The sequence below is a fragment of the Chromohalobacter sarecensis genome, assembly GCF_023061135.1.
GTDB lineage: Bacteria > Pseudomonadota > Gammaproteobacteria > Pseudomonadales > Halomonadaceae > Chromohalobacter > Chromohalobacter sarecensis.
In genome coordinates, this window is the sequence record NZ_JAKGAN010000018.1 from 1 (window position 1) to 5547 (window position 5547).

The following is a 5547-nucleotide window of genomic DNA, read 5'->3' on the forward strand; positions in this document are numbered from 1 at the left end:
GAAGTGCGCGCCAGAATTGATTAGCCTAGATAGCACCCAGATCATTCAAACCGGTCCCGGCGACGTACTTTCACGACGAAGCTTTCGCGGCCAGTAAACCGGCCAGCACAGCAGCAGCGAGCACCAGTGCGCCGTCGCGTGAACGAGCATGAGCGGCGAGACGACCACCACCAGCGCGATCATCTTCGGACTCCAGGGCGCTTGTGCCCACTTGTTCTCGAGAAAGCGCCAGGGTGCCAACAACGAGCGCCACGGCCAAGGGAAGCTGGGGATGCACCTGGGCTTGGGCAGGCTTGCCGGCCCCTCTTCCATATAGCGGCGGATGTACTCCCACAGCGCATAGAGTTCGTGGTCGCTGCGCAGCGGCGCGCCGAGAAACACCACGTCGTGATACTCGGCACCGGTGCGCTGCTTGAAGAAGAACAGCATCAGGATCTCGCGCTTGCGCTTCTTGGTCACCACCTGATCGTCGGGATCGACGGAGGCCACCACGTCGTCCCAGTCATAGACCTGATTGCCACCGGCGAAATTGGGCCGATTGATGGTGATCTTGCGGGTCTTGCGATTGAAACGGACCACGATATGGCGCTGGACCAGGCATTCCATGCGGAATATCCAGAAGAGGTAAACAAAAGCCGCCACCAATATCAACCATACACACCAAAGGCCTATAATTCCTATATAATCACTGACACTTGCATCCCGCCCGACTTCGGGAACCACACCTGTAAGAAGAACACCTGTTATTTCAGGAAGTATAAATAAAGGAAAAAAAACCAAACCATAAAGCAGCGGAAACAACCCTAATATAACCCCCCCCCTCCACTCATCGAAGAAGGTTCTGACATCCATATAGGTGTCGTTCATACTATAGATAGAGCGTGCATCGGACGGCGCGTCGCTGATCTGCCGTTCCTGCATCCCCCGATACTGCTTGCCGTACTTCTCGGTCGCCTTCTCGAACTGCTTCATATCACCTTCGAATCCGGTGATATCCTCCTTGCTCGCCGTCAGAGTGCGGCGCATCAGCCACTCAACGAAATACATCAGGTTACGTCCTGTAAAGCCTGGTGAAAGGCGCCGACTTCTTCCGCGTAGTCGGCGTAATGATCGGGCATTCTCTCGGTGGTAAAGACACAGCGCTTGCACCATGCCTTCAGCGCATCGTCGCCGAAAACCCAGAACCCGATGGTCAGGATGATACCGGCCCAGGAGACCGCGGCAAAACCGGCCATCAGCACACCGCGAATGGCAGCCGACGCCAATGACCGAGCCAACGGGGCCAAGATAGAGGCCAGCTGTCGTGCCAGCGCGGTTTTCCCCTGCTGCGCAATGCGAGACAAATAGGCGGCGGAGGATGCCAGGGTCACTGCCGCACCCAATATGGCAACCCCTACATTGGCTATAAATCTAGCGCCATACGCTAACGCTAGAATATAATTCTTCTTACTTATCTGAGCTTTAGCTTCACTACCATCATCAATCGCACCAAACAACGCCCCCACCGATGCCAGCATCCCACCCCAGAACGAGAAGCCACCCAGTCTGAAGTGGGCGGCTTTCCCGACATCGGTGGCGTGATATTTCCCCATGACCATCACCATGTTGATACCGGAGGCGGCGGTATCGGCCACGGCGGCGGCCAGAACGACGAAAGAGCCGGCGGCGTTGGCGTAGTCCCGGGTGTCCTTGTCGTGCTTGGAGAGTGTCTGGTAAAGCGCATAGCTTTCGACAATCGCGACCGCCACCCCCAGCCGGAACTGCATGAACTGGCTGCCTGTGCCGTCCAGGGCCGTCTCTATGTCTCGGGCCAGAAAGCGTTTGGCCTTGGCGATCTCGCGTTCGCGGCCCTTGCTGAACCACAGGCGCTTGACGCCCATCCGGGCGGCATGCCGTGCCAGTTGGGCCTGCATCAAGCCCAGCGAGGTCCGTAGTGTCGCGCGGTCCAGCGTTTCATGACGCGCTTTTTCAAAGAAGCCGCGCATGAACTGGGTGTACCAGGCCATGGTGATGCCCAGTGCGCCGCTCCTGAACCATTCCGGCGTCTGGCCGCCCTCCAGCACGTCGTTGGCCGTATTGAAGGCCACCGTCAGTTGCTTGAAACCGTCCATTATGCGCTGAGGTTGCGGGCCGATCCAGCTGTCGTCATCGGCGTTGGCAAAACGCGCGTCTCTGGCGCGGAACGCCTCGATATCCTGCTGTGCGGCATGGCGGATCTCATACTGATTCAGGCAATAAACCGCCCAGGCCAGGTTCGAGCGGTCGTTCATGTTCATGTCGCGCCACCATTGAGCCAGTAGCGCGGCACCGGCTTCAGAGCCGTCCATGCCAGCGGTGGCTTGCATGACCTGAATGCTGTACGCCCACCCCCAGGTCGGATCGCGCGAGTCGTAGAAATCCAGGGCGTCGAGGAAGGCGGCGCTTTGCAGCCATGCCAGGTGGTCCGCCACGCGGGGCGCCATCAGCACTTCCTGCTGCCGAGACTGCTCGCCCATCCGATCATCGAATGCCTGCCGCTCATCCTGATCCAGCAGCGTGCCATACTGGCGATCGTATTCCTGCAAGAACTCGGCTTTACGCTGCGCCGATATCCGCTGCTTGCTGTCCTCGAGAATCTCGGCCTGCCGATTTTCATACTCCTCGACCAACTCATAGTCGCGAGGCGTTGGTTGGCGCTGACCGCCGATGGTCGCTTCCTCCACGATACGGACATGGGGCATGTAGCGGTTGCCCACCTGAAGCCGGTAACGCCGCACGTCACGCTGCGCTAGACTATTGATGCGTCCTTCCACATAGTCATGGCGCAGGTTGCGCATCAGTTCCGAGGTATAGAAGCGCTGCTCGTTGGTCAGCCCCTCGTCGTCGTCCTTTTCCATCCAGTCCTTGAGCGGTTCCAGCGCGTCGTTGCGGAAATTGTTAAGTTCCTGGGTGATGCCGATGGCGTCGCTCAGGACCACGGCGAACCCTTGAAGGCCCTCCAGCGCACGCTGGAGGCTTTCGAAGCGCGACCAACGTTCCGCCAGATCGGCGGGCTGGGCGTTCTCATCGAAGGGGTCGGTCAACGGCGGAAACGTCTGTTTCTGCAATAACTGCCCCACGGCATCGTCGCGCTGACCGACGAACTCGGCCACCTGATCCTGCAGCATCGTCGGTGGGATGACACCCTCTCCACGACAGCTATGGGCCAACTCGGCGATGGCAAAGCACTGCAGGGACTCCCTCAGATGTGCGTTCGACTTGAGACGCTCCAGCATCCGAACGCTCAAGGGGTCCGGCAGGAAGAGCATGTAGCCCTCGGAGACATCCTCGACGTCGTTAATGGAGAAGTAAGATACACCACCGCCTTCTTTGGACGGCTCGTAGGGATTGATTCGACGCAACAGCGCATCGGCGGAGACGTAGTAGCAGTGCTCCCAGCGGTAAGTCCCCAGTCGGTTGACCAGCACGTAAAGGTACCCTTCCCGTAGCAGACGGGCGGCATATTTGGCGTGCGACAATCCGACGTCCGAGACGGGCTCGCCCTGGTATGCCGGCACCTTGCCCAGCGCAGGGCGGTCTTCTTCCTCGGCGTACACCGCGCTATACCGCAGTGGCAGAATGTTGATCGATTTCTTGCAGTCGACCGTCGTGCCATCGTCCTCGGTCTGCGGCATCGCCGAAAGCCGGTCACCGATACGCTGCCCGACACTCAGGGGATCGAGAATACTACCCATGACGCGCCTCGCTGATGCTGTATGAGCCTGTTGTCTTCAGGTTTTCGGCCAGTGGGCGCGGCCCCGAGCGAGAGAGTTCCACCGCCCGCGCGAATGCCGGTTCGCACGACACGTCCATGCCATGAGCCACGCAGTAAGCGGCATAGACGCTCAGATCCTGCGTGCTGCTCAAGCCCGCTTCCCGCGCCTTGGAGATGGCGTTGTCCACGATGGCCAGCCGGATACCGGGGCATGCCACGCTGAAAAGCGACGGGGATGACTGTTCCAGTTCGCCGAGAATCTGATGAGACAGGGGGTCATTGCCCAAGGCCTGCAGGAGCGCCGGCGTCAAGGTGATTGTCTCGCTGGCGTCGGGTACCGCCCCCTGTGGCTCCCACGCGCCCTTGTATTCTTGCCAGCCTTCCAGGCTGGGTAGCCACCAGTAACTCAAACTGCCGAACAGCCGATGATGCCAGGGCATGTCGGAGAAACGGTGCACGATAGGCAACACATGGGGGGCGTAATAGCGCAGTAGCTGTTTATCGCCTGCGGTATCCTTCACCACGCAGAGTTCCCCCAGTTTCTCCGCTTCATCCGCCACCGGTTGATGCGTCATCAACAATCCATGAAAGCCGCGTTCTGCCAGGGGGTATAAATCGGTAAGCAGCGTGTCGACATCCGCAGCGAACAACCAGGGGCCCAGCGGCTGAAGCGCGCTATATTCCGGCTGTTGCAGCCATGCGTAGCCTTGAAAGCGCTTCCATACCTCGGCACGCTCCTCGTCGGTCAGGAGTCCGGCTTCCACCACGGCACAAATGGACGTCGATTCTCGGCCCGCATCATCCAGCGCGGCGAGGTAATCCTCGATGCGTGCTTGCAACGCCTGCTCGTTCAAATTCATGGCTATACCTTTACCAGGGCGCGCTGTTCGCGTAACGCTTTCAACCAGCAGCTGACGCAAATGGGTTCATCGGTGTCGGGCAGTACGGGTTTGCCAACGTGCATCTCCGTCGGCCCGCCAAAACTCTTCGTCGCGCCGTTGATGGTGACCTTGCCCGGGGCGTGGAGCTCGATATGGCCGTCCTTGAGGCGCACGTAGGCGCCGCCGCTGACCAGCAGGATTTCCTTGGCGGCCGACAAGTCGATTTTGTCGTCGCGGGAGGTGACATTGAGGTTTTGCCGCGCGGTCGCCTCGAGGTTGTCCGATTGCGCCTGGAGGTCCACCTTGCCTCGGGCGGCGAAGAGCTTGATGCCCGCCTTCTGCACGAACAGCGAGAGCTTTTCGGAGATCGACGCGACCAGGCTCTTGCCGGTGGCGATGTTGACGTCTTCGCCGCTGGAGACGCTCAGTGAATGGCCCTGGGCCAGGTGGGTCGACTCCGGCGTGCTCATCGTGATGCCCGCCGGCGAGGCCAGGTGCAGCCAGGGGGCTTTCATGCGCGCCGCTTCGCCGCGGCCACCGCTGTCGGTGGCGCCGCTGGCATTGCTTTGGTCGGCGTCCGCGAGCTGTTCGCTGGTGCCGTAGGTATCGTCGGCGTCCGTGCCGGCCTGCTTGAGGTTCTCGCGACTGTCGAGGGCGTCGGCGTTGTGGTCCTGGGCACTCTGACTGAGCGTGTCGCTGAGCTGGTAGGCGCTGTCGAGTTGCTGTTTGGCCGGGGTGAGGTCGAGCTGGTCGCCGCTGGCGCCGAGCTGGCCCCAACTGGTGAGGTACAGCCCCTGGTTGGCGCGGATGGCGCCATAGGCGTCGCTGCGCAGCTCGAACCCGGTGCCACGGAAGGCGCCGCGGGTGTTGCCGGTCTGGTGGATCAGGTAGCCGAGGTTGAGCTGGCTTTTCTCGGCTTCGGAGTTGAGCCGC

General features: G+C 60.6%; 4 protein-coding genes. All 4 read right to left on the bottom strand.

The window, feature by feature from the left end; translation table 11 throughout:
• Nucleotides 1-45: 45 nt before the first annotated feature.
• A complete protein-coding gene (locus L1071_RS16080; RefSeq protein ID WP_246977046.1) occupies nucleotides 46-1047 on the bottom strand; it encodes a DUF6708 domain-containing protein in 1002 nt (333 codons plus the stop codon).
• Nucleotides 1047-3713 (bottom strand): T6SS effector BTH_I2691 family protein, encoded by a 2667-nt coding sequence (locus L1071_RS16085; protein WP_246977048.1) that lies wholly within the window; start codon nucleotides 3711-3713, stop codon nucleotides 1047-1049. Before L1071_RS16085 ends, L1071_RS16080 begins: the two co-directional genes overlap by 1 nt.
• The gene (locus L1071_RS16090; protein ID WP_246977050.1) at nucleotides 3706-4593 is read right to left on the bottom strand and encodes a DUF4123 domain-containing protein; all 888 of its coding nucleotides are present in this window, start codon (nucleotides 4591-4593) and stop codon (nucleotides 3706-3708) included. The genes L1071_RS16085 and L1071_RS16090 overlap by 8 nt, the downstream gene beginning before the upstream one ends.
• A 2-nt stretch (nucleotides 4594-4595) precedes the next feature.
• A partial coding sequence (locus L1071_RS16095; RefSeq protein WP_246977052.1) for a DUF2345 domain-containing protein occupies nucleotides 4596-5547 on the bottom strand: 952 nt, incomplete at its 5' end.